Origin of the sequence: Rhizobium sp. BK008, from assembly GCF_014197345.1 — a bacterium.
GTDB classification, from domain to species: domain Bacteria; phylum Pseudomonadota; class Alphaproteobacteria; order Rhizobiales; family Rhizobiaceae; genus Rhizobium; species Rhizobium anhuiense.
In genome coordinates, this window is sequence record NZ_JACIFK010000003.1 from 17198 (window position 1) to 40652 (window position 23455).

The 23455-nt window shown below is 60.8% G+C and carries 23 protein-coding genes; 7 read left to right on the plus strand and 16 right to left on the minus strand.

Annotated features, from left to right (window positions below; all coding sequences use genetic code 11):
• Nucleotides 1-6: 6 nt before the first annotated feature.
• The 3 genes from FHT69_RS14755 to FHT69_RS14765 form a co-directional block, all read right to left on the minus strand.
• Nucleotides 7-1053, minus strand: coding sequence for an ABC transporter substrate-binding protein (locus FHT69_RS14755; RefSeq protein WP_028757629.1), 1047 nt, complete (start codon nucleotides 1051-1053; stop codon nucleotides 7-9).
• Between the two features lie 56 nt (nucleotides 1054-1109).
• Nucleotides 1110-1547, minus strand: a complete 438-nt coding sequence (locus FHT69_RS14760) for a VOC family protein (RefSeq protein ID WP_097630941.1) — start codon at nucleotides 1545-1547, stop codon at nucleotides 1110-1112.
• A 107-nt stretch (nucleotides 1548-1654) separates the two neighbouring features.
• Entirely contained in the window at nucleotides 1655-2518 is an 864-nt protein-coding gene (locus FHT69_RS14765) for an AraC family transcriptional regulator (RefSeq protein WP_097630940.1), read from the minus strand.
• A 44-nt stretch (nucleotides 2519-2562) separates the two neighbouring features.
• On the opposite strand from FHT69_RS14765, the gene FHT69_RS14770 reads away from it, so the two are divergent.
• The 5 genes from FHT69_RS14770 (at nucleotide 2563) to FHT69_RS14790 (ending at nucleotide 7586) form a co-directional block, all read left to right on the plus strand.
• Nucleotides 2563-2739, plus strand: a complete 177-nt coding sequence (locus FHT69_RS14770) for a hypothetical protein (RefSeq protein ID WP_155295713.1) — start codon at nucleotides 2563-2565, stop codon at nucleotides 2737-2739.
• 208 nt (nucleotides 2740-2947) lie between these two features.
• The gene (locus FHT69_RS14775) at nucleotides 2948-3958 is read left to right on the plus strand and encodes a sugar ABC transporter substrate-binding protein (RefSeq protein WP_047615008.1); all 1011 of its coding nucleotides are present in this window, start codon (nucleotides 2948-2950) and stop codon (nucleotides 3956-3958) included.
• A 64-nt stretch (nucleotides 3959-4022) separates the two neighbouring features.
• Entirely contained in the window at nucleotides 4023-5573 is a 1551-nt protein-coding gene (locus tag FHT69_RS14780) for a sugar ABC transporter ATP-binding protein (RefSeq protein WP_183905561.1), read from the plus strand.
• A complete protein-coding gene (locus tag FHT69_RS14785; RefSeq protein ID WP_183905562.1) occupies nucleotides 5563-6582 on the plus strand; it encodes an ABC transporter permease in 1020 nt (339 codons plus the stop codon). Before FHT69_RS14780 ends, FHT69_RS14785 begins: the two co-directional genes overlap by 11 nt.
• Before the next feature lie 2 nt (nucleotides 6583-6584).
• Nucleotides 6585-7586 (plus strand): ABC transporter permease, encoded by a 1002-nt coding sequence (locus FHT69_RS14790; RefSeq protein ID WP_097630939.1) that lies wholly within the window; start codon nucleotides 6585-6587, stop codon nucleotides 7584-7586.
• 15 nt (nucleotides 7587-7601) lie between these two features.
• Here FHT69_RS14790 and glpK read toward each other — a convergent pair whose 3' ends face one another.
• The 10 genes from glpK to FHT69_RS14840 form a co-directional block, all read right to left on the minus strand.
• Nucleotides 7602-9104: a glycerol kinase GlpK gene (gene glpK, locus FHT69_RS14795; protein ID WP_097594743.1), complete on the minus strand. Its 1503-nt coding sequence runs from the start codon at nucleotides 9102-9104 to the stop codon at nucleotides 7602-7604.
• A 149-nt stretch (nucleotides 9105-9253) separates the two neighbouring features.
• Nucleotides 9254-10978, minus strand: coding sequence for an ABC transporter substrate-binding protein (locus FHT69_RS14800; protein ID WP_097544686.1), 1725 nt, complete (start codon nucleotides 10976-10978; stop codon nucleotides 9254-9256).
• 81 nt (nucleotides 10979-11059) lie between these two features.
• Nucleotides 11060-11356, minus strand: a complete 297-nt coding sequence (locus FHT69_RS14805) for a DUF2160 domain-containing protein (protein WP_018246653.1) — start codon at nucleotides 11354-11356, stop codon at nucleotides 11060-11062.
• A complete protein-coding gene (locus FHT69_RS14810) occupies nucleotides 11356-12267 on the minus strand; it encodes a carbohydrate ABC transporter permease (RefSeq protein ID WP_003552208.1) in 912 nt (303 codons plus the stop codon). The genes FHT69_RS14805 and FHT69_RS14810 overlap by 1 nt, the downstream gene beginning before the upstream one ends.
• A gap of 1 nt (nucleotide 12268) precedes the next feature.
• Nucleotides 12269-13135, minus strand: a complete 867-nt coding sequence (locus tag FHT69_RS14815) for a carbohydrate ABC transporter permease (RefSeq protein WP_047613241.1) — start codon at nucleotides 13133-13135, stop codon at nucleotides 12269-12271.
• A gap of 2 nt (nucleotides 13136-13137) precedes the next feature.
• The gene (locus tag FHT69_RS14820) at nucleotides 13138-14208 is read right to left on the minus strand and encodes an ABC transporter ATP-binding protein (RefSeq protein ID WP_047613243.1); all 1071 of its coding nucleotides are present in this window, start codon (nucleotides 14206-14208) and stop codon (nucleotides 13138-13140) included.
• Between the two features lie 9 nt (nucleotides 14209-14217).
• Nucleotides 14218-15297, minus strand: coding sequence for an ABC transporter ATP-binding protein (locus FHT69_RS14825; protein ID WP_047613245.1), 1080 nt, complete (start codon nucleotides 15295-15297; stop codon nucleotides 14218-14220).
• A gap of 41 nt (nucleotides 15298-15338) precedes the next feature.
• Nucleotides 15339-16850 carry a glycerol-3-phosphate dehydrogenase gene (gene glpD, locus FHT69_RS14830; protein WP_097630938.1) on the minus strand — a complete coding sequence of 504 codons (1512 nt, stop codon included), beginning with the start codon at nucleotides 16848-16850 and terminating at the stop codon, nucleotides 15339-15341.
• 234 nt (nucleotides 16851-17084) lie between these two features.
• On the minus strand, nucleotides 17085-17858 hold the full coding sequence (locus FHT69_RS14835; protein WP_063476188.1) for a DeoR/GlpR family DNA-binding transcription regulator: 774 nt from the start codon (nucleotides 17856-17858) through the stop codon (nucleotides 17085-17087).
• Nucleotides 17859-17956: 98 nt separating this feature from the next.
• Nucleotides 17957-18874: a DMT family transporter gene (locus FHT69_RS14840; RefSeq protein WP_174824432.1), complete on the minus strand. Its 918-nt coding sequence runs from the start codon at nucleotides 18872-18874 to the stop codon at nucleotides 17957-17959.
• A 72-nt stretch (nucleotides 18875-18946) separates the two neighbouring features.
• Between FHT69_RS14840 and FHT69_RS14845 the strand changes: the two genes are divergently transcribed.
• Nucleotides 18947-19876, plus strand: coding sequence for a LysR family transcriptional regulator (locus FHT69_RS14845; protein ID WP_097630936.1), 930 nt, complete (start codon nucleotides 18947-18949; stop codon nucleotides 19874-19876).
• Between the two features lie 33 nt (nucleotides 19877-19909).
• On the opposite strand, the gene FHT69_RS14850 is transcribed toward FHT69_RS14845, so the two are convergent.
• The 3 genes from FHT69_RS14850 to FHT69_RS14860 form a co-directional block, all read right to left on the minus strand.
• Complete coding sequence (locus tag FHT69_RS14850) at nucleotides 19910-20377, minus strand: GNAT family N-acetyltransferase (protein ID WP_244604770.1); 468 nt, start codon at nucleotides 20375-20377, stop codon at nucleotides 19910-19912.
• Nucleotides 20378-20477: 100 nt separating this feature from the next.
• A complete protein-coding gene (locus tag FHT69_RS14855) occupies nucleotides 20478-20999 on the minus strand; it encodes a DUF992 domain-containing protein (RefSeq protein WP_028756513.1) in 522 nt (173 codons plus the stop codon).
• 335 nt (nucleotides 21000-21334) lie between these two features.
• Complete coding sequence (locus tag FHT69_RS14860; RefSeq protein ID WP_097630934.1) at nucleotides 21335-22546, minus strand: MFS transporter; 1212 nt, start codon at nucleotides 22544-22546, stop codon at nucleotides 21335-21337.
• A gap of 195 nt (nucleotides 22547-22741) precedes the next feature.
• Here FHT69_RS14860 and FHT69_RS14865 point away from each other — a divergent pair, with 195 nt between their 5' ends.
• On the plus strand, nucleotides 22742-23371 hold the full coding sequence (locus tag FHT69_RS14865) for a GNAT family N-acetyltransferase (protein WP_183905732.1): 630 nt from the start codon (nucleotides 22742-22744) through the stop codon (nucleotides 23369-23371).
• Nucleotides 23372-23455: the final 84 nt, after the last annotated feature.

Here is a 23455-nt window from a genome sequence, read left to right on the forward strand (position 1 = left end):
CCGCGCTCACGCAATCTTCGGGCGGTCGCCCGCCGTCATGTCCAGTATCTCAGTCGTATAGCAATCCTCCAGCTTCGGAGCGCCGCTCTTGAACTGACCGATCTTGTCATAGACGGAAATCTGCTCGGCAAGCGCGGCCGGATCGAAGCTGCCCCAGCCATCCTTGCCGGTCGCAGCGTCGAAGCTCAGCGACAATATACGCGGCACCGTCTTCAGCTCTACGGCAAGATCGAGCTGCGGATAGGCCTCGACTGTCAACTTCACCGCCTTTTCGGGATGTTCATGCGTCCAGGCCCAACCCTTGGCGACGGCACGCAGCACCTTTGCCAGTGTCTCGGCATGGCCGCTCACGGCATCGTCGGTGGCGAAATAGACATTGGCATAGGATGGCAGGCCCGTGTCCTTCATCATCAGATCGATGCGGTCGGGGCCGATGACGGAAAGGGCCTGCGTGTTGGTGATCCATCCGGTGACCGCATCGACCTGACCGGTCATCAGCGGCGTCATGTCGAAGCCGATATTGGTGATGGTCAGGCTCGAGGGATCCATATTGTTCTTCAGCAGGATGGCATCGAGCACATAACGGGCCGTCGGCTGGATGCCGATGCGCTTGCCGACCATATCCCTGACGGTGCGGATCGGCGCTTTAGGCAGCGAGTAGAAGGCGAAAGGCGCCATGCGGAAACCGCAGGCGAAGATCTTGATCGGCACGCCGGATGACCTGGCAAGAAGAAGCTGTGCCGAATCCGAGAATTGGCCGAGCTGCGCATCACCGGTGATCACAGGCGGCACCGTTGCCGAATTGGGACCGCCAGGGGAAAACTCGACGTCGAGACCCTCGGCCTCAAACAGGCCTTGCTTGACGGCAACGATATCGCCGATCTGTCCGTTGCTCATCAGCCAATCATATTTGATGACGACTTTGGATGCGGCGGCGTTCGAATGACGCGGTACGAATACGCTGATCCCCGCCGTCGCCGCGGCGAGAGCAAAGGCTCCGCCCTTCAGGACGGTACGCCTGCCGACCGCGATTTGTTTGTCATCCCCGTTCATTTGCTTGCCTTCCCCTTGTTGGTTTGTCGGACGGCTGGCTGGGCCGCTTATGCTCGTTACTGCGGGTCGATGTCGCCGATCGGGCCGCCTTCAGACCACGCATAGATCTCCCAGAGATTGTCGTCGGGATCGGCGAAATAGCAGCATCGCGCATTCCAGACGTAATTCTGCGGCGGCGCGTGGAAGAGCACGCCCGCGGCCTTCAGCTCCGCATAGGCAGCATCGACCTGCTGTGGCGAGGCAAGCTCGATGGCCGCGCAGGCCTTGTGCACGCCCGGAGGCGCCCGGCGGTTTGAGACACCGGTATTCTCGGCGATATGCGCGATCTCCCAGAGCGCCAGCGTCACGCCCGCGCCTTTGAAATCGGCAAAGCCGGGAGCGCGGCGGCGCGGCTTGAAGCCAAGCCGCTCGACATAGAAGGCAGATGCTCTTTCGACATCCTCGACCAAAAAACAGATGTCGGTAATCGGATTGGTTTGGGCAAAAGCGGTCATACGGGCCTCCTGATGGGAAAAGCCTCGCAGACCGCAGCCTCAAGAGATTTCAAATTCGTGCGATTATCTTTCGCAAAATTGCTGATTTGCCATCGGCGGGCGCCGGCTCAAAGACGGACCGAACGCTGGTATTCCTTCGGTGTCGCCCCCATCAGACGCCGAAAGACGCTGGAGAAATGCGCCTGGCTGGAAAAGCCTGTGGTATAAGCGATGTTTGCAAGCGTCTCCTTGCCATCGGCAAGGTAAAGTCGCGCCCGCTCGATCCTGCGTTCGAGGACGAAGCGATGCGGCGCCATGCCCGCCGCCCGTTTGAATTCCCGACTGAAGTGAAAGGGGCTCATATGGGCCACACCGGCCAGCTCCTCAACACTCAAATCGGATTTGCCAAGCAGGTCCTCGATGTAATCGATCACGCGCCGGAGATTCTCCGATGTCAGCGGACGATCGCCGGCTTCAGGTTTGGCGCCCAGCAGTTTTACAACACAACAGGCGAGCGCCATTCCCAGATGCTGCATCAAAAGCGGGTCGTCGCGCCCGGTCTTCTCGGCGGCAAATGCAAGAGAAAGCGCAACCTGCAGCGTTGTCGGATCCGTCGTCGCGCTCAGCGCATCACTATCCCAATGCTCGGGATCGAAGCGAGAACCCCCGATGCCGCTGTAGAGCGCCGGTGACTGGAAGATCGAGATATAATCCGCCGCATCGCCCTCGACCTCAAGGACCGTGGCAGCCGGTTGAAATCCCAGAGTGAAGGGCGGCCTCTCAACTTCGCAGAATGCCCCGCTTCCAAACCGATAGGCATATTTGCCGTGCGCCGTACGGTTGATCGAAATTCTATGAAGCGAGCCCCTTGAAACCATTTGCCCCGCGGCACTGCGATAGGTCTCGACGATCATGTCGCGTTGAACGAAGGCCTTGTAGCCTCCGAGGGATGGCCGGCTTATTGAGAAAATCTGCGGATCGATATCGGGCATTGTTTCATTCTCCCTGACAGGGAGAGAGGCAAGTTGCGCGCCAAATGGAAGCCAAGCTTCGCGCTGGATATCAACGTCGTGGGATAAAACCCGACCGCGCCCATGTAAATCGTGATTTTATGACTGCTGTCGCGCCACACGGCACCACGGCCTGGCAGGCGTTCACCCTCGGCAAATCTGGTCGCATGCGCAAGAATTATGCAGTGCGTGTTTCTTCCTGATCGGTGGCTGTGGACTGTCGACTCATCTGATCGCTCCCAAAACCGCCGAGACATCCGAAATCATTCCCGGTCATGGGAAACCGCAGCCAGGGATCAGCTTTCGTTCCCTCCACTCTTTTCCCCGGAGATCGTTCTTTTGGAAATTCGTTCCTCCTCATCCGCATTAATCCATTTAATCTATAGACATAATTAATTGGAGAGAATGGCAATGAGCATCGAAAAATCCGGAAGCGGTCTCGGAAGACGAGACCTGTTGAAACTGTCGGCCGCGGCCGGGGTTGCCGTCGCCGGTGCCTCGCTCATCGGGCAGAAGCCGGTTTTTGCAGCCGAAGAGCTGTCGCTGAAAGGCAAGCGCATCGCCATCAGCGCCACCGGGACCGATCACTTCTTCGACCTGCAGGCCTATAATGCCCAGATCGAAGAGGTAAAGCGCCTCGGCGGCGAGCCGATCGCCGTCGATGCCGGGCGCAATGACGGCAAGCTGGTTTCGCAATTGCAGACGCTGATCGCCCAGAAGCCGGATGCGATCGTCCAGATCCTCGGCACGCTCAGCGTCATCGATCCCTGGCTGAAGAAGGCGCGCGATGCCGGGATCCCGGTCCTGACCGTCGACGTCGGCTCGACCAATTCGATCAACAACACGACTTCCGACAATTGGGGCATCGGCAAGGACCTAGCGCTGCAGCTCGTCTCAGATATCGGCGGCGAAGGCAATATCGTCGTCTTCAACGGCTTCTACGGCGTGACCCCCTGCGCGATCCGCTACGACCAGCTGGTCAATGTCGTCAAATATTTCCCGAAGGTGAAAATCCTCCAGCCGGAACTGCGCGACGTCATCCCGAACACCGTGCAGGACGCCTTCACGCAGATCACGGCCATCCTCAACAAATATCCGGAAAAGGGTTCGATCAAGGCGATCTGGTCGGCCTGGGACATTCCGCAGCTGGGCGCGACTCAGGCTCTGACGGCCGCCGGGCGGACCGAGATCCGCACCTACGGCGTCGACGGCAGCCCGGAAGTGCTGCAGCTCATCGCCGATCCGAATTCGCCGGCCGGCGCCGATGTCGCCCAGCAGCCGGCGGAAATCGGCCGCACCGCCATCCGCAACGTCGCCAAGCTGCTCGCCGGCCAGACCCTGCCGCGCGAAACCTATGTTCCGGCGCTGCTCGCCAACAAGACCAATGTCGGCGAAGTCACCAAGAAACTCGGCATCGGCTGACACTGAACACGAGCGATCCGGCCCTGCCGGATCGCTCGGAATCTGCCCGCCCGGAGAGATCGACATGACGGCCATTTCGTTGAAGCAGCCGGTCACGGCACGCAACGACATCATCCGCTTCGAAGGCATCGTCAAGCATTTCGGCGGGGCGCAGGCGCTTGCCGGCGCGTCGCTGATCGTCAGGCGCGGCACCATCCACGGTCTCGTCGGCCAGAACGGCGCCGGCAAGTCGACGCTGATCAAGCTGCTGGCCGGTCTTCACCAGCCGGATGGCGGCCGGATCGAGATCGAAGGGCGTACATTCGACAGGCTGACGCCGCATCTTGCCGAAGAGCTCGGCATCCACTTCATTCACCAGGATCGGCTGCTGGTGCCGACCTTCACCGTCGGCGAAGCCCTGTTCCTCGGCCGGGAACCGCGCACATCTGGCACGCCGTTCCTCGACCGGCGACTGATGCAGCGGCGCGCATCCGACATTCTCAACGACTATTTCGGTATCCGCTTGCCGAACAGCGCGCTGATCGGCGAATTGTCGACCGCCGAAAAGCAGATCGTGCAGATCACCCGCGCCCTCCTCAATCAGCCGAAAGTGCTCGTCTTCGATGAGCCGACCGCCGCCTTGGTGCGCCGCGAGGCCGATATCCTCTTCCGGCTGATCCGTCGTCTGCGCGACGAGGGCGTCACCATCATCTATATCTCGCATTACCTGAACGAAATCGAAGAGCTCTGCGACCACGTCACCGTGCTGCGCAATGGGCTTGATGTCGCCTCCCTGCCGATCGGGGACACCTCGGCCGGTGCGATTGCGCGGCTGATGGTCGAGCGCGACATCAAGGAGATGTTCCCGAAGCCACAGGTGACGCCTGGCGAGGAAATCCTCAAGGTCGAGCAACTGTCGGCGCCGGGGAAATATAGCGACGTCAGTTTCACGCTTCGCCGCGGCGAGGTGCTCGGCCTCACCGGCCTGCTCGGCTCCGGCGCCAAGGAGCTGGTCCGCGCGCTCTTCGGTCTGGAGACAGCGGCGTCCGGCCGTATCGAGGTCAGCGGCAAGGCTGCCCGTTTCACCAATCCAACGCAGGCGACCGGGCGCGAGATCGCGCTGGTGCCGGAAGACCGGCGACGCCACGGCATCGCGCTCGACCTCAGCGTCGCGGAAAATATCAGCCTTTCCAGCCTTGGCCGTTTCACCCGTTTCGGCTTTATCGATCGCAAACGCGAACGGGACGAAGCCGATGCCCTGATTAGTCGGCTGCAGGTGAAAACCAATGGGCGCGATGCCCTGCTGCGCACGCTTTCAGGCGGCAACCAGCAGAAGATCGCCATCGCCAAATGGCTGAGCCGCCGCTCCGAGGTCTATCTCCTCGACGAGCCGACGGTCGGCGTCGATATCGGCTCCAAGGTCGAGATCTATACGCTGATCGGCGAACTCGCGGCGCGCGGCGCCGGTGTGATCGTGCTGTCTTCGGATCTGCCCGAACTCGTCGGCATCACCGACCGCATCCTCGTGCTCTTCCGCGGGCGGGTGGTGCGGGAATTCATCTCGTCGGAGACCACGGCGGATGCCGTGCTGGCGCAATCGACCGGATCATCCGAGGGACAACGCCATGTCGGCTGAAGTGGAATTCGCGCCTTCCGGTTTTTCCGCCGTGGAATCGCCGCCGCGGTCGGCCGGCAATATTGCAGCAACCGCATTGCGCTTCGGATCGCTGATCGCCTTTGCCGCGATCCTGATCGTCTTCTCGCTAACCGCCCCCTATTTCCTCAGCATCGGCAATATCGGCAACGTGCTTGGCCAATCGGCCATCTCAGGCGTGCTTGCCATCGGATTGACGATCGTGCTGATCGCCGGCGGCTCCAATGTCGTCACCGGCGGTATCGACCTGTCGCTCGCTGCCAATATGGGCCTCAGCGCCGCCGTCTATGCGAGCCTGACGCAGCTCGGCTACGGCGATGCGACGGCGATTGCCGCGGCGATCTTGACCGGGGCGCTGATCGGCACGGTGAATGCCATTGCCGTCGTTTATGCCGGCATCGTGCCGCTGCTCGCCACGCTTGCCGTCATGAACGTCGTCGCCGGCCTGGAATTGGTGCTGACCGGCAATACCGTCCTGCCGGCCTCGACACCTTTCCTCTCGGCGCTTTCGGCCTCGGATCCTTTCGGCATACCGGTTCTCGCCTATGTGCTCCTCGGCTTTACGGCGATCGCGACGGCGGTCGTGCAATATACCCCGCTCGGCCTGCGTCTCTACGCTGTCGGTGAGTTTCCGGATGCGGCGCGTGCCGCCGGTCTGCCGCTTCGCCGGCTCCTATCAGGTGCCTTCGTCGCCAGCGGCGTTTCCGGCGGCATCGCCGGCATCCTGTCCGTTTCCTATCTGAGCGGCAGCACGACCGGCGCCGGCGAGATGCTGCTGCCCGTCGTCGTCACCGCCCTGCTCGGCTCGGTCTTTTCGCGTCGGCTGGTTCCGACAGTCACCGGGACGCTGCTTTCGGCCCTTTTGGTCGGCTTCCTGGTCAACGGTTTCCAGCTGCTGAATATTTCGAGCACCCTGGTCAGCGGCGTCCAGGGCGTGCTCATTCTCATCGTCGTTTCCGCGACGACACTGCTGCGCCGGCAGGAGGCCTGACCATGTCGCTCCATATCCCTACCCCCGCCACGACAGGCTTGCCGCGTCTGATCGCCGGCGGCCTGGTGCGTTATGGGCTGATCCTCGCCCTGGTTGCGGTATTCGCCGCCTTTTCCCTGACAACGCCGACATTCACAACGCTGGCGAACCTGCAGAGCATACTGGTCAACAATTTCACGCTGCTTGCCATCGTCTCCATCGCCATGACCTTCGCCGTCGCCTCGGGCGGCATCGATCTTTCCGTGGGAACGGCAATGGATTTCGCCAGCTTCGCTTTCGTTTCGCTGGTTCTCGCCGGGCAGCCGGTGGCACTCGCCGCGCTGGCGGGACTGGCAGCCGGAGCGGTCGTCGGCGTCTTCAACGCGCTCTTGATCTCCGGGATCGGGGTGTCGCCGTTCCTCGCCACGCTCGGCACGCTGTTCATCGGCCGCAGCGTTCAACAACTGCTGACCAATGGCGGCAATCCGGTCTATCTGCCGCCGAACGGCGTGCCGGAGGCCTTCCGCTTCCTCGGCCACGGCACGGTCGCCGGCTTTCCGGTGCCGCTGGCCGCGGCCATCATCGTCATCGCAGCCGCAGCGGTGGTTTTTGCCCGCACGCGTTTCGGCCGTGTCATTCTGTCGATCGGCATCCAGCCGGGCGTCGTGCGCTATTCCGGCATCGCAGCGCCGGCCCATGTAACGGTGACCTTCATCCTGGTCGGGTTGATCGCGGCCATCGCCGGCCTGATCCTGACGGCAACCGTCACCACCTACATTCCATCCTCCGGCAATGCCTTCCTGCTCAATGCCATCGGCGCCACCTTCATCGGCACGACGCTCAGCCCGCTCGGGCGGCCGAATGTCGGCGGGACCGTCCTCGGCGCGCTGCTGCTCAGCGTCGTCGCCAACGGGCTGCTGCTGACAGACCTGAACTTCTATTGGCAGCAGGTCGGCACGGGAACGCTGATCTTTGCCGTGCTGGCCCTGAGCTTCATCAACAGAAAGGCTGCCGGCGGTGCGTAAGAGCCGGAAGCGGTTCTATCCCGCCGAGGCGTCCGAAATCATTCTGGAGACGGCATTCTTCCAGCCGATGATCTTGGTCTGCCGCTCGGTCTCCTCCATCGAAGGGCTGAAGCGGCGGTCGCAGGCCCAGGCCTGCGCAAACTCCCGCCTGCCGGGCCAGATGCCGGCTTTCGAGCCGGCAAGCCAGGCAGCACCCAGCGCCGTCGTCTCGCGGATCGCCGAGCGGTCGACGGGGTTCCCCGTCATGTCGGCGAGGCACTGCATGGTCCAATCCGAAGCCGCCATACCGCCATCGACACGCAGCACCGTTTCCAGCTGGTTGACCCCCCAGTCCTTCTTCATCGCCACCAGCAGATCGAGTGTCTGGTAGGCGACGGATTCGAGCACGGCGCGGGCAAATTCCGCCGGCCCGCTGTTTCGGGTCAGGCCGAAGATCGCGCCGCGCGCGGCCGGATCCCAATAGGGGGCGCCGAGGCCGGTGAAGGCCGGAACGATATAGACCTGCTGTCCGGGATCGGCCTTGGCCGCAAGCACCCCCGCCTCCGACGCCTGACCGATGATGCCGAGACCATCGCGCAGCCATTGCACGGCGGCGCCGGCGATGAAGATCGAGCCTTCGAGCGCATAGGTCGTCTCGCCGTCGAGCCGGTAGGCGATCGTCGTCAGCATCCGGTTGGAGGAGGAAACACGATCCCGGCCGGTGTTCAGCAGGGCAAAGCAGCCGGTGCCATAGGTGGATTTCATCATGCCGGGCTCGAAGCAGGCATTGCCCATCGCCGCCGCCTGCTGGTCGCCGGCAACGCCGAGGATCGGAAGCTCCGCACCGAGCAGCGCCTTGTCGACGCGGCCGAAATCATCGGCGCATTCCCTGACCTCGGGAAGCACCGCAGGGGGAATACCGAGAATGCCGAGAAGCTCCTCGTCCCAGGCACCGTCATCGATATTGTAGAGCAGCGTTCTCGATGCATTGGTCGCATCGGTGGCATGCACACGGCCGCCCGTCAGATTGTAGATCAACCAGCTGTCGATCGTGCCGAAGCAGACATCGCCTGCCTCCGCCTTCTCACGCAGACCGTCGACATTGTCGAGCAGCCAGCGCAGCTTCGTTCCGGAGAAATAGGGGTCGAGCAACAGCCCGGTCTTGGCGCTGAACAGCTTCTCGTACCCGTCGGCCTTCAGGCTCTCGCACATTTCAGCCGTGCGCCTGTCCTGCCAGACGATCGCGCGATGAAGCGGTGTTCCGGACTTGCGATCCCAAACGACCGCCGTCTCGCGTTGGTTGGTGATGCCGATCGCGGCAATGTCGCCGGCCTGTATGCCGGCATCTGCAATCGCCTTGCGCACCGTGTCGATCACGGACAGCCAGATCTCCGTGGCGTCATGTTCCACCCATCCGGGCTGCGGATAGTATTGGGTGATCTCCGCCTGCGCGGAGCCGGCCATTTTCATGTCGCCGTCGAAGATGATCGCGCGTGAGGACGTCGTGCCCTGGTCGATTGAAAGAATATAGCCGCTCATATCCGTCTCCGGCTCGCACGAAACCGCTCCGCCCGGCAAGGAGGGCAGACGCGGAGGTTTCATGAGAGAAAGATTGTGGGTGCCACCGGCCGTAGCCGGTGGCAGGAAGTGATGGCCGGAAGCTTTGTCGCCTCCGGCCGAGGTCCGCCTTACTTCGACTGCCAGCTCTTGACGAGTTCGTCGTAGTTGACAGTGACCGGCTTTTCCTTCTCATTCTCGATCTTCAGCTGCGGTGCAAGGTTGCCCTTCTTCACCGCATCCGCGTTCCAGTAAGCGAGGTCATGCTCTTCGGCGAGTTTCGGGCCGATATCGCCCTGGACACCCGATTTCTCGATACGGCCCATGACCTTCTCCTGCTCGCCGCAAAGAGAGTCCATGGCTTCCTGCGGTGTCTTGGCGCCGGCAGCGGCGTCACCGATGGCCTGCCACCAAAGCTGAGCCAGCTTCGGATAGTCGGGAACGTTGGTGCCGGTTGGCGACCATTGAACACGGGCCGGCGAACGATAGAACTCAATCAGACCGCCGAGCTTCGGAGCGCGCTCCGTAAAGCTCTTGTCGCGAATGGTGGATTCGCGGATGAAGGTGAGACCGAGCTGGCTCTTCTTCACGTCAACAGTCTTGGAGGTCACGAACTGTGCATAGAGCCAGGCAGCTTTCGCGCGGTCCGTCGGGGTCGACTTCATCAACGTCCACGAGCCGACGTCCTGATAACCAAGCTTCATGCCGTCTTTCCAGTAAACGCCATGCGGGCTCGGTGCCATGCGCCATTTCGGCGTACCGTCCTCATTCATAACAGGCAGGCCAGGCTTGACCATGTCTGCGGTAAACGCCGTGTACCAGAAGATCTGCTGCGCGACGTTACCCTGTGCCGGCACCGGACCGGATTCCGAGAAGGTCATGCCCTGAGCTTCCGGCGGTGCGTACGCCTTCAACCAATCGAGATACTTCTGGATCGAATAGACCGATGCCGGGCCGTTAGTATCGCCGCCACGCGCGACGCACGAACCGACTGGACGCGAATTCTCGTCGACCTTGATGCCCCATTCGTCGACCGGAAGACCGTTCGGCAGGCCCTTGTCGCCGTTGCCGGCCATCGACAGCCAGGCGTCGGTGAAGCGCCAGCCGAGCGACGGGTCCTTCTTGCCGTAGTCCATATGGCCGAAGACCTTCTTGCCGTTGACGTCACGGCCGGTAAAGAATTCGGCAATGTCTTCATAGGCCGACCAGTTGACCGGAACGCCGAGATCGTAGCCGTATTTCGCCTTGAAATCGGCCTTGTTCTTCTCGTCGTTGAACCAGTCGTAGCGGAACCAATAGAGGTTGGCGAACTGCTGGTCGGGAAGCTGGTAGAGCTTCTTGTCCGGCGCGGTCGTGAACTTGGTGCCGATGAAGTCGTCGATATCGAGGCCGGGGTTGGTAACGTCCTTGCCTTCGCCGGCCATCCAGTCGGTCAGATTGCGGACCTGCTGATAACGCCAGTGCGTACCGATCAAGTCGGAGTCGTTGACCCAGCCATCATACAGGTTCTGCCCGGTCTGCATCTGCGTCTGGATCTTCTCGACAACGTCACCCTCTTGAATGACGTCGTGCGTGACCTTGATGCCGGTGATCGCAGTGAAGGCCGGAGCCAGAACCTCGGACTCATACTTGTGAGTGGTCAAGGTTTCCGAAACAACCTTGATGTCCATACCCTGGAAAGGCTTCGCCGCATCGACGAACCATTGCATTTCCTTTTCCTGGTCGGCACGAGAGAGCGTCGACACGTCGCCGATCTCTTTGTCCAGGAAAGTCTTTGCCTCGTCCATGCCGGCATAGGCCGACCCGGTCATGGCCAGCAGTACCGCTGCTGTCGTCGTCAATAAATGCCTTCGCATGATATCCTCCCAGGGTTTTGCGATTGCAGTCTTCACGTCTCAGGCGGCCAGAAAAACCCCGGCCATCTGCATCAGTTTGCCTCACACGTAACGGAATACGCCGACGGCGTAGACAACGGAGAGAGCGAGAGCCCACCAGAGGCTTGATCCCGCGAGACCAAGCCAGGCAAGATGGATAAAGGCGCTGCCGAGCAGCGAAAGGAAAAGCCGGTCACCGCGCGTCGTCTCGAAGCGCAGGATTCCGATCCGCGGGTTGCCGCCCGGCACGGCATACTCCCAGACCCCCATGCCGATCAGCAGCAATGCGATAACGATGAAGAACGCGGCCGTCGGCCAGGTCCATGCCATCCATGAAAAATCGGGAAGTGAAAAGCCCATCAAACCCTCCCCAGGGCGAAGCCCTTGGCGATGTAATTGCGCACAAACCAGATCACCAGCGCCCCTGGGATCAAGGTCAGAACACCCGCGGCGGCGAGCAAGCCCCAATCCATGCCGGATGCGGAGACGGTACGGGTCATGGTGGCAGCGATCGGCTTCGCGTCGGTAGTCGTCAACGTTCGTGCGATCAGCAACTCGACCCAAGAGAACATGAAGCAGAAGAAGCAGGCGACACCTATGCCGCTCGCAATCAGCGGCGTGAAGATCTTCAGGAAAAACCGCGGGAACGAATAGCCATCAATATAGGCCGTTTCGTCGATTTCCTTCGGCACGCCGGACATGAAGCCTTCAAGGATCCAGACCGCAAGCGGCACGTTGAAGAGGCAATGCGCCAATGCCACGGCGATGTGCGTATCGATCAGTCCAAAGGCTGAGTAGAGCTGGAAGAACGGCAGGGCAAAAACCGCCGGCGGCGCCATCCGGTTCGTCAGCAACCAGAAGAAAAGATGCTTGTCACCAAGGAACCGATAACGGGAAAAGGCATAGGCCGCCGGCAGCGCAGCTGCCACCGAGATCACCATGTTGATCACGACATAGGTGATTGAATTGATGTAGCCGGAATACCACGCCTTCTCCGTGAAGATCGTCACGTAATTGGCGATCGTCGGGTTATGAGGATAAAGCGTCAGAGAATTGACGATTTCCGCATTGGTCTTGAAGCTCATATTGACGAGCCAATAGATCGGCAGCAGGAGCACGATGATATAGATCGTCGGAACCAGCCACCACCAGCGCGATTCCTCGCCGCGCCGGCGCATCAGACGGCTTACTTCATCGGAGGAGAGACCGCTTGCGACACTGGTAACGCCTGAGATTTTTCGGCTCGCTGTCGTTTCGTTGGAGGCGCTCATTTCAATTCTCCGCGTCGTGGCTTGTCATGACGGTGTAGAACACCCACGAAAGCAGCAGGATGATCAGGAAATAGATCAGCGACATAGCAGCGGCCGGACCGAGGTCAAACTGTCCGAGGGCGGTCTTGACCAGATCGATCGACAGGAAAGTGGTCGCGTTGCCGGGACCGCCGCCCGTGACGACAAAAGGCTCGGTGTAGATCATGAAACTATCCATGAAACGCAGCAGCACGGCGATCAGAAGAACGCGTTTCATCTTTGGCAGCTGGATATAGCGGAATACCGCCCAACGAGACGCACCGTCGATCTTGGCTGCCTGATAGAAAGCATCCGGAATGGAAACGAGGCCGGCATAGCAGAGCAAAACGACCAGGCTCGTCCAGTGCCAGACGTCCATGATGATGATCGTCACCCAGGCGTCGAGCGGATCCTGCACATAGTTGTAATCGATGCCGATGGCATTGAGGGAATAGCCGAACAAACCAATGTCGTTGCGGCCGAACACCTGCCAGATCGTGCCGACAACGTTCCACGGGATCAGTAGTGGCAGCGCCATCAGAACCAGGCACACCGGCACGCCGATGCCCGATTTCGGCATGTTGAGCGCAATGAAGATACCGAGCGGGATCTCAAGAGCGAGAATGATCAACGAAAAAACCAGATTTCGCTGCAGGGCGGCCCAGAAACGGTCGGAATGCAGGATTTGGGTAAACCAGTCCGTTCCGTTCCAGAAGAACTGGTTGTTTCCGAAAGTGTCCTGAACGGAATAGTTCACAACCGTCATCAAGGGAATGACGGCCGAGAATGCCACCAGCACGAGGACCGGCAGGACCAGAAACCACGCTTTGTTGTTCCAGGTTTTTTCCATGATCAAGCCTCCGGTCCGGCGCGCCAAGAGTCGGCATAGATACTGATACCCGACGGTTCGAAGGTCACCCGGGGATCAGCCGGAATTTCCCCGTCTTCAGGGACGACGATCGCGATCGGCTGGCCGGCAAACTGGGCGCGGACGATCTTCTGCCGGCCGATATCTTCCACCTTGCTGACGGTTACAGGCATGCCCTCGCGGCCGACCCTGATAAACTCGGGCCGGATTCCAAGCTCTACCTTGGCCGCTGCCGCAGTCTTTGGCGCATAGTCGAGCGTCAGCGCGTGCTCGCCGACCCGAACCGTGCGGCCTTCCACCTTGGCTGGCATGAAGTTCATGCCTGGAGAACCGATGAAGTAGCCGACGAAGGTATGGCTCGGACGCTCGAAGAGCTCGGCCGGCGTGCCGATCTGCACGATCTCGCCATCGTACATCACCACGACTTTGTCGGCGAATGTCAGCGCCTCCGTCTGGTCATGCGTGACATAGACCATCGTAAAGCCGAACTGCTTATGCAGCCGCTTCAGCTGCGACCGCAGCACCCACTTCATATGCGGATCGATAACGGTGAGCGGCTCATCGAAGAGAATCGCGTTCACATCCGAGCGCACAAGGCCGCGGCCGAGCGAAATCTTCTGCTTTTGGTCCGCCGTCAAACCGCGCGCGCGCCGCTTGGCCCAGTCTGAAAGATCAATCATCTCCAGTATTTCGCGGACACGACGATCAACATCAGGCTCCGCGACTCCGCGGTTGCGCAAGGGGAAAGCCAGATTGTCATAGACGGTCATCGTGTCGTAGATCACCGGAAACTGGAATACCTGCGCAATATTTCGCTGCTGCGTCGGCAGGTTCGTAACATCCTGTCCGTCGAAGAGAATTCGCCCTTCGGACGGTTGAATAAGGCCGGAAATGATATTGAGCAGCGAGGTCTTTCCGCAGCCTGAAGGTCCGAGCAGCGCATAGGCACCGCCGTCGTTCCACTCGTGGTGCACTTCCTTGAGAGCGTAGTCCTTCTCGCTCTTCGGGTTCGGCCCATAGGCATGTCGAATATGATCGAGGGTGATACGTGCCATGATCTTCTCCTAGCCCCTCTGCCCGGCAATGGTGATCGCCCGGCCGTCCGCGCCGAACGCCATCAGGTGGCGCGTATCGATGAAAACGGAGAGGTCCGTGTCCGGATCGATATTGTGGATGCCGTGCGCAAGCATCACCCAGCGGGTGCCGGCAAATTGTAGATGCACGAAACTTTCCGATCCCGTGATCTCCGAAATCTGTGTCCGTGCTATCAGCTGCGCCGAATCAGCCGTCTGGGCGGTTGGTGCAAGATGATGCGGGTGAAACGCGATCGTTGCCGGCCCGTCCGGCACGTTCTGAAGATGCGGCGGCACGGCAAAAATCACGGCGCCATCGCGCAGGAAATTGCCTTCCGATTTGACCAGATCAATAAAATTCAGCGGCGGGTCGGCAAAGGTTTTCGCCGTCGTCAGATCGAGCGGATTGCGATAGACCTCGATCGTCGGGCCGAACTGCGTGATCCGGCCCTCGTTGAGCGCTGCCGTATTGCCACCCAGCAACAAGGCTTCGGAGGGTTCCGTCGTGGCATAAACGAAGATCGCGCCGGACTGGGCGAAGATGCGCGGCAATTCCTGCCGCAGCTCTTCACGCAGCTTGTAATCGAGATTGGCGAGCGGCTCGTCCATCAGCACCAGGCTGGCATTCTTGACGAGGGCGCGCGCCAGCGCCGTGCGCTGCTGCTGGCCGCCCGACAGATTGAGCGGCGTGCGGTCGAGATAGGGCGTGAGCTTCAGGAGCTCGGCCGCCTTGCGCACGTCGCGGTCGATCGTGGCGGCATCCTTGCCTGATATGCGCATCGGCGAGGCGATGTTCTCGTAGACGGTCAGCGCCGGATAGTTGATGAATTGCTGGTAGACCATGGCAACGTTGCGCTTCTGCACCGGCATGCCGGTGACATCGACGCCGTCGAAATGGACGGAGCCGCCCGTCGGCCGGTCGAGGCCGGCCATCAGCCGCATCAGCGACGTCTTGCCCGACAGCGTCGGCCCGAGCAGGACGTTCAGCGTGCCTCGCTCGAGGACCAGATCGGTCGGATAAATGTGATAGTCCGCGCCCACCATCTTGGCGGCGTTCCGCAGTTCCAGCATTCCGATTCCCGTGCCTCCACGCAGCGGGGACCACAGGGCTCCTATCCGGCCATCGCCGGCATGGCAGCCATGTACTCCTCCAGTGACTGAGCCTGCTCCTTCGAAAGGCGCAGGCCATCCTTTGTTCTCCTCCACAGCACGTCTTCGGCGTGCCGGGCCCATTCCTGTTTAACGAGATAGGTGACCTCCGCCTCGTAGAGATCACCGCCGAACAACCGTCCGAGATCGTCGATGCCGCGGGCATCGCCGAGCAGCACCTCGGCCCTGGTGCCATAGCGGCGCACCAGGCGGCGGGCATGCTGATCGGCGAGGAACTGATAACGCCGTTTCAGCTTGTCAACTTGTGCCTCATAGCCGCGGACCGGGAAGTCGCCGCCCGGCAGATGGCTTTTGGCCGTCCACGGGGCGCCCTTGACGCCGATCGCAGCACCGATCTTCTCCAGCGCATGTTCGGAAAGCCGGCGATAGGTGGTGAGCTTGCCGCCGAAGACGTTGAGCAACGGTGCGGCACCTTCGCCTTCCAGCTTCAGCACATAGTCGCGCGTCGCCTCCTGTGCCTTCGAGGCACCGTCGTCATAAAGCGGCCTGACCGCCGAATAGGTCCAGACGATATCTTCCGGCTTGACCGGCTCTTTGAAATATTCCGACGCCGCATTGCAGAGATAGACGGTCTCCTCCTCGGAGATCCTGACATCCTTGGGATCGGCGGTATAGTCGCGGTCGGTGGTGCCGATCAGCGTGAAGTCGCCCTCGTAGGGGATGGCGAAGATGATGCGGTTGTCGGGGTTCTGAAAGAAATAGGCTCTCACATCGTCGAACTTCTTTTTCACGACGATATGGCTGCCTTGGACGAGGCGGACATGATGGGCTTCGTTCTGGCCGAAGGCGGAACGAATGACATGGTCGACCCAGGGACCGGCGGCATTGACCAGCATGCGGGCCTGATGGCTGTCATTGCGGCCGGTGACCGTATCGGTGGTCTCGATATGCCACAGGCCCTTCTCGCGCCTTGCCGACACGACTTTGGTGCGCGGCATGATGGTCGCCCCCTTGTCGGCGGCGTCGCGGGCGTTCAGCACCACCATGCGGGCATCGTCGACCCAGCCGTCGGAATATTCGAAGGCCTTGGCAAACAGCGCCTTCAGCGGCTTGCCGGCCGGATCGCGGCGCATGTCGAGCACCGAGGTCGGCGGCAGCAGCTTGCGGCCGCCAAGGTGGTCGTAGAGGAAGAGGCCGAGCCGGATCAGCCAGGCCGGACGGATGCCGCCCTTGTGATAGGGCAGCACGAAGCGCAGCGGCCAGATGATGTGCGGCGCCATCGCCCAGAGGATTTCGCGCTCCATCAGCGATTCGCGCACCAGGCGGAATTCGTAATGCTCGAGATAACGCAGGCCGCCATGGATCAGCTTGGTGGCGCCCGACGAAGTGCCCGAGGCGAAATCGTTCATCTCCGCCAGCGCCACCGAATAGCCGCGCCCAACAGCATCGCGCGCAATGCCGCAGCCGTTGATGCCGCCACCGATGACGAATATGTCGTGAATCTCCCGGCCCAATATCCCCTCCGAGCCCCGCTGCAGATTTCGCATCGCACAAAACTTGCGCAATTGCGAAAGTGACACCAGTTAAAACGAAAGAAATACGAATGTCAAACGAATGTTTCGGAGATCACCACCTTGATCTGGACGATTTTTAGGCCGGATCAGGATAAAATGAGAATTGTCATCTGAATCAAAGGCATAGAGCATCGTGCGCTTTCGAAAGGCGCTGACGCTTTTCAGCCCTATCCGCTAGCGCGATCTGCCGTTCGTTTCGATCAGCTTCACATTGTTTTCGAGGCAGAGATTGCGGATCGACGCCACCGGACAGTGGTCGGTGATGAAGGTATGGACCTGCGAAAGCTGGCCGATCCTGACCGGTGCAGTGCGTTCGAACTTCGTCGAATCGGCAACCAGGATGACATGCCTGGCATTGGCGATGATCGCTTGAGCCACCTTCACCTCGCGAAAATCGTAGTCGAGAAGCGCGCCGTCCACGTCGATCGCCGACGCGCCGATCACGGCGTAATCGACCTTGAACTGACGGATGAAATCGACGGCCGCTTCACCGACGATCCCGCCGTCCGAACCACGCACGACCCCGCCGGCGATCACCACTTCGATCGCCGGAAAGGAACGCAACCTATTGGCAACGTTGATATTATTGGTGATCACCATCAACTCGTGGTGATTGGCGAGCGCCTCGCCCACCGCCTCGGTCGTCGTTCCGATATTGATGAAGAGCGAGGCGCCGCTCGGGATCAGCTCGACCGCGGCAATGCCGATCGCCTGCTTCTCGGAAGCGGCGATCTGGCGGCGCGCCTCGTATTTGACGTTCTCGGTGCCGCTCGGGAATGTGGCACCGCCATGAATACGTGTCAGCACCTGTGCGTCGCAGAGATCGTTCAGATCCTTGCGAATCGTCTGCCGCGTCACGGAAAAGCGAGAGGCAAGTTCCTCGACCAGAACCCTGCCGCTCGATTTCGCAATCGCCACGATTTCGGTTTGCCGGTCGGTCAAGAACATGGGCGCATACCTTTCGTATCTGCTTTCGTTTTAAAGAAAGCGAAGGGCAGCGCAATGCCTATCTGTTACCAGTTCGCCCTCGCGGCTCGAATCTCACGCTATCGCTTCCGCATCACGTTGACGATGAGCACACCGAGGATTGCCATGACGCCACCGACCGCACCGAGCACCGTTGGCGTTTCGCCCAGCCAGACAAAACCGATTAGCGTGGCGACCGGCGGAACGCCGTAGAGGAAATTCGAAGCGCGGGCGGCCGTCAGCCGCTTCAACGCGATCGCCCAGGTGAGATAGCCGATCACAGTGGGGAAGATGACGAGATAGGCAACGCCCCAGTTCACTTCGGCCGGTGCGGCCGCGAGCGCCTGGATTGTCGCCGGGACGGCCGGAAACAGCGGCACGGAACCGATGAGCAGGATCCAGGCGGTGACGGCAAGCGCCGGCAGCCGTCCAAGCAGCGGCTTCTGCAGCACGCTGGCGATCGCCGAGCAGAGCGCTGCACCAAGGATCATGACCGCATTTGGATCGAGCTTGAAACCGTCGTCGGAGGCGACTGCAATCAGCGCTACGCCGCCGAAGGAAACCGCGGTACCCGCCCAGCCCCAGCGGCCAAAGCGCTCGCCGAGCGCGAATGTGGCAATCAGGGCAGTGAAGACGGGCATGGTGTTGATGATGAAGCTCGCCGGCCCTGCCGCAACCGTCTGCTCGCCGGTGTTCAACAAAACCGCATAGGCGGCGATGAAGAGCACGGCGGCAATGGAGAGGCGGAGGAAATCGCGCCTTTCCGGCATCGGCCGGTAGATGGCGAGGTAGACGAGGGCGATGGCGCCGGCTGCCACATAACGCGCCGTCGCCAGTTCGATCGGCGTCAGCGGTCCGAGACAGATGCGGATCACCACGAAGGAGGACGCCCAGAAGAGGATGGTAACGAGGATCGCCGCAAAGGCCACCATATCGAACCCGCCTTGCTGTTTCGCCGTAACCGGTGCGCTTGCCGCCATGCTCATTTTCGCCTCCATCTGTTTCTGTGAAATGGATTAGGCCTTCGATCCGTGCTTGAAAAGCATCGCAATCGATGATCAAATGTGCGTATGGTTCACAGCTCGCCCGTGCTTCCGCCCCTCGACACGCTCGAGACCTTTGCCCGCGCCGCCCGGCTCGGATCGTTTTCGGCCGCGGCCGAGGAAAGCGGCATCACCCATGGCGCGGTGTCGCGGCAGGTCTCGCGCCTGGAGCGCTGGATGGGCGTGCGGCTGTTTGCCCGCGAAGCCCGAGGTGTGCGCCTGACGCCGGAAGGTATGCGGTTTTTCGCGCGGGCGGAGGAAGCGCTGGCGCTGCTCGGCAATAGTGGCGAGCGCTGGCTGCCCCGCCGCAACAAGGCGGTAGTGCGCCTCTCGGTAACACCCTCCGTCGCCTCGCTATGGCTGTTTCAGCGCCTGCCGAAGCTTGAGGGAAACGAGTTGCATGTCGAGTTGACGCTCGAACACCGGCTGGCGGATTTCGGCGAAGGCACGGATCTTGCCATCCGCTGCGGAAAGGGGCCGTGGGCGGGCGTGCGCGCCCTACCGCTCTGGCAGGAGAAATCGTGTCCGATCGCTGCCCCTGCGCTGGCGGACCGGCTCGGACAGCGCTCAGATGCCTTGTCGCTGCTCGAACTGCCGATCCTGCACGATTCGAACATCGAAGGCTGGCGCCGCTGGCTCGCCCGCGAGGGTGTCGACTATACGCCGCGCGGCCATGACCGGCGCTTCGAAGACTATAATCTGGTGATCGACGCCTGTGCGCAGGGGCTCGGCATCGCGCTGGCGCGACCGCCGCTGTCGGATGCGGCGCTGGCGGCCGGGCGCGTCGTCACTGTCTCGGAACGGACGCTCGATTATCACGTGGCCTTTCACCTGATCCGCCCGGACGATGCGCTTCGAAGCCCCGCCATCGAATTTGCCAGCCGCTTCCTGCGTGAGGCCGGCCAAGACGCGGCGACGATCGCCGCCTTTATCGCACCCGGCCGGCCAAAGACGTAAGCGGAAGATGCGGCACCGGCCGCATCCGGGTCGTTATTCCTCCGGGAACCTCAGGCGCATTTCCTTCGCCAGTTCGAAACCGGCAGCCCTATAAACGGGTTCGCCGGCATCCGAGGCATGGATGACGACCGTCGTGCAGCCGATCGATTTCAGATAATCGACGGCCTTGTTGGTCAGCGCCAATGCGATGCCGCGCCGACGGAAGGCGTCGGCGACATAGACGGACCAGATATAACCGAACAGCCGCTGTTCCGGACGGATGACCTCCGGAAACGGCGATTGGTGCAGCTGGCAGGATGCAGAACCGGCGATTTCACCGTCGACGATCGCAAGGAACGAGGTCAGGCGGCGCTCTTCGCGACCGCTTCTGATGAAAGACAAGATCCGCGCCGCCGCATCGGAGCTGTAGTGTTCCGGTGGTGTGCCGTAGCTGTCCCAGATCTTCAGATAGTGCCCCACCAGGACCTCGTCCTCGTCGGGCGTTGCCATTCGAATATCCATCATGTCGTGATCCGGCTTGGGCATGCGAGGGCGCGAAATCGCTCCTCAGAAGAGTTGGCGCCTCCCCACCGCCATGGGCAGGAGGCGCCAAAAAAGAACATCAATTCGCTGCCGTTAGCGTCATCGAGGCGCTGCCTGCCGCAACGTTGAGGCCGAGCTGGCCGGTCAGGCTGACCGTCTGCAGATGGATCGAGCCGGAGGTACCGCCGACCAGGAGATTGGCGCCCACACCGGCGCCGAGCGTGGCTTCGGCGCTAGCGCCGACATAGAGGCCGGCGAGCGAGCCGCGGTGATAGCCGGCGGTCGGCGCAAACACGGCCCAGATCAGGCGGCTGCGCGTGGTGAAACCAAGGTCGATGCCAAGTTTTCTCACTTCGCCGGTATAACGATCCGAAAGCTCGTTGCCGACGGTCGACTGGAAGATGCAATCGGCTTCCTTGGATGAACCGAGCACATAACCCGTGCCGCCGCCGATATCGCAGGTGAGATAACCGATCTTCACGCCATTGCGCAGGTCCGGCTCTTCATATGTCCTGGTGGCGAGGTCGGCGGCATTGGCCACCCCCGCTCCGACAAAGGTCAACGATACCGCGGCAAAGGCCGTCGCAAGAATTTTGTTCATAAGTCTCTCCTTCTCAAATCGTGACGGGAGCATACCCGGCTACTCGCCACCAGATTCGGCAACAGATAACGGACGGAACCGCAAAACGATCCCGAACCGGCATCATTTACGCATCGCATGTCAAAGCGCATGGGAAGGCGCAAGCGACAAACAAGCCTACGGTTCAGCCCCCATTGGGACATTTCGAAGGCACCTTTTCGCGGCATTCGATTATTTCATGATCTTATCCGGAATGGTTGCCAGAAAGGCACATCGATCTCCAACCGGTGACATCCGGCTGAGCGGACGGTGACCACAAGGCTCGGTCCGGCCGCCTCTGTTCATTTGCGGCGCTACTATTTCTGCCGAAGCCAGAGTGTCAGGAAACCGGCAACGACAGCGGCAGCCGCGCTGAACAGTATGGGGCCCAGATAGCTACCGGTTTTATCGAATACGAGCCCCGCCATTGTTGGCCCCAGCAAAGCAGCCACACCCACGGCCGTATAGAGATAGCCCAGTATCGTTCCGATATGACGGGTGCCGAAGAGATTGGCGGCGACGGCCGGATAAAGGCCGACGCAGCCACCATAACTCGCCCCGAACAACAGGGCGAAAAGCACCATCATGGCCATGCCGTTGGCAGCGGACCACAGGACGAATGAGCCGGCAACAGCAAAGGTAAGAATTGTCAAAAGGCGCAAGGAACCGATGCGGTCGCCCAAACCGGCCAGCACGAGACGCCCAAAGATGTTTCCGACGCCGATGAGCGCTATAAGGATTGTACCGCTTTCAAGCGACAGACCCATGTCATGCGCTGCCGGGACGATATGCACATAGGGAATGAATGTGCAGAACGACACCAAGAGCAGCATGACGTAGAACAGGCTGAAACGGCCATCGCGCCATACGGTGAAAGGGCTGGGCCGGTCGCTGGATCGCAGTTCTGCAGGAATGCTGTTGTCTTGGCGTCTACGCACGAGCATTGCCGCCGGCAGACCGATTGCGGCTATGACGGCCGCCAAACCGATGAAACATCCACGCCAACCAAGCCCGGAGACAAGCCGGCCGATCGTAAACGGCAGCAACAGCGTGCCGAGGCCGAGGCCGGCCGTAGCAATGCCTGACGCGCGGCTCCGCTTGAGGATAAACCAAGACTGCACAGCTCCAATCGCCGGAACATAAGAGAGGCCGATTCCAAGCCCCACTCCGGCTCCGTACCAAACGTAGAGCGAGGTCAGTGACTGTGCCTGGCTGGCTCCGGCGTAACCGATGATCATTGCCACCAAACCCGTCGCTATGACGGCGCGGGACGACCAGCGATCGGCAAGCGGGCCGGCGATTGCGCCCAGCGAATAGAACACCAAAGCCGAGATGGAGAAGACAAGCGCGATCTGGCCACGCGATGCCGCGAATTCCTCGGAAAGACCGGGAAACACAGCGGAGAAGGCGTAGGCTGATCCGAAGGTTACAGCTGTCAGCGCATGCGCTCCACCGACGACCCACCATCCGCTTGGTGAGTCTGCGTCGTCGGACAGTGAAACAGGTGAAAATATGGATGGCAAAATCAATCGGCCTTTCAGATATTTATCGCTCGGAGTATTGCGCAGTCCCGCACCGACGCAAGCCGCAACGCAATGCCTGCATGACTTTCTCACGCGCGAGTTGTCACACCATCTGTAACGATAAATTCCTCGCGCAGGTCAGCGGTTCATGCGATGCAAGAAATCGACGGGAGGGCAGCGGATCGCAATTGGGTGATGGCTATGGAAACTGTTGAAAAATCGAATAATTCCAATCCACATTTGCCCGTGGGATATTCTTTGGTCCCCAAGGGTAAACTTGCAAATGCCGTCACCTGTCTGGAGATGACGGAGAAGCCGGCCTCCAGGGAAGCCAAGCTTATCCCTGGGATCTCTCTCGAGCGGATGACAGCTCCCGATCTTGTGGCATATCGGCAGCTTTTCCGGCTGGTCGGAGAGGACTGGATGTGGGTTTCACGCTTGGTCATGCCCGATGACAGACTGACGGCCATTCTCCAAGACCCGCTGGTGGAAATATACGTGCTGCTGGCGGAAGGAAGGCCGTCCGGCATGCTGGAGCTTGATTTCCGGCAACATGGTCAGTGTGAACTGGTTTTCTTTGGAGTTGCCAAAAGTTCGATCGGAACCGGCGCGGGGCGCTATCTCATGGACAAGACGTTATCGATTGCCTGGGCGCATCCCATCGAACGGCTTTGGGTCCACACCTGCCATTTCGATCATCCGAATGCATTGCCGTTCTATCAGCGGTCCGGCTTCAAGCCATATGCTTTCATGGTCGAAGTGACGGATGACCCAAGACTGAACGGCGTGCTGCCAAGGACGGCAGCCCCTCATATCCCAATCCTTGGCTAGGTGCCATTTATCGCAAAACGGCAACCAGACGCATTGCGAAGCTCGTTCCTGACGCGCATGATGGCCTGGGCAATCCGTGGTCAT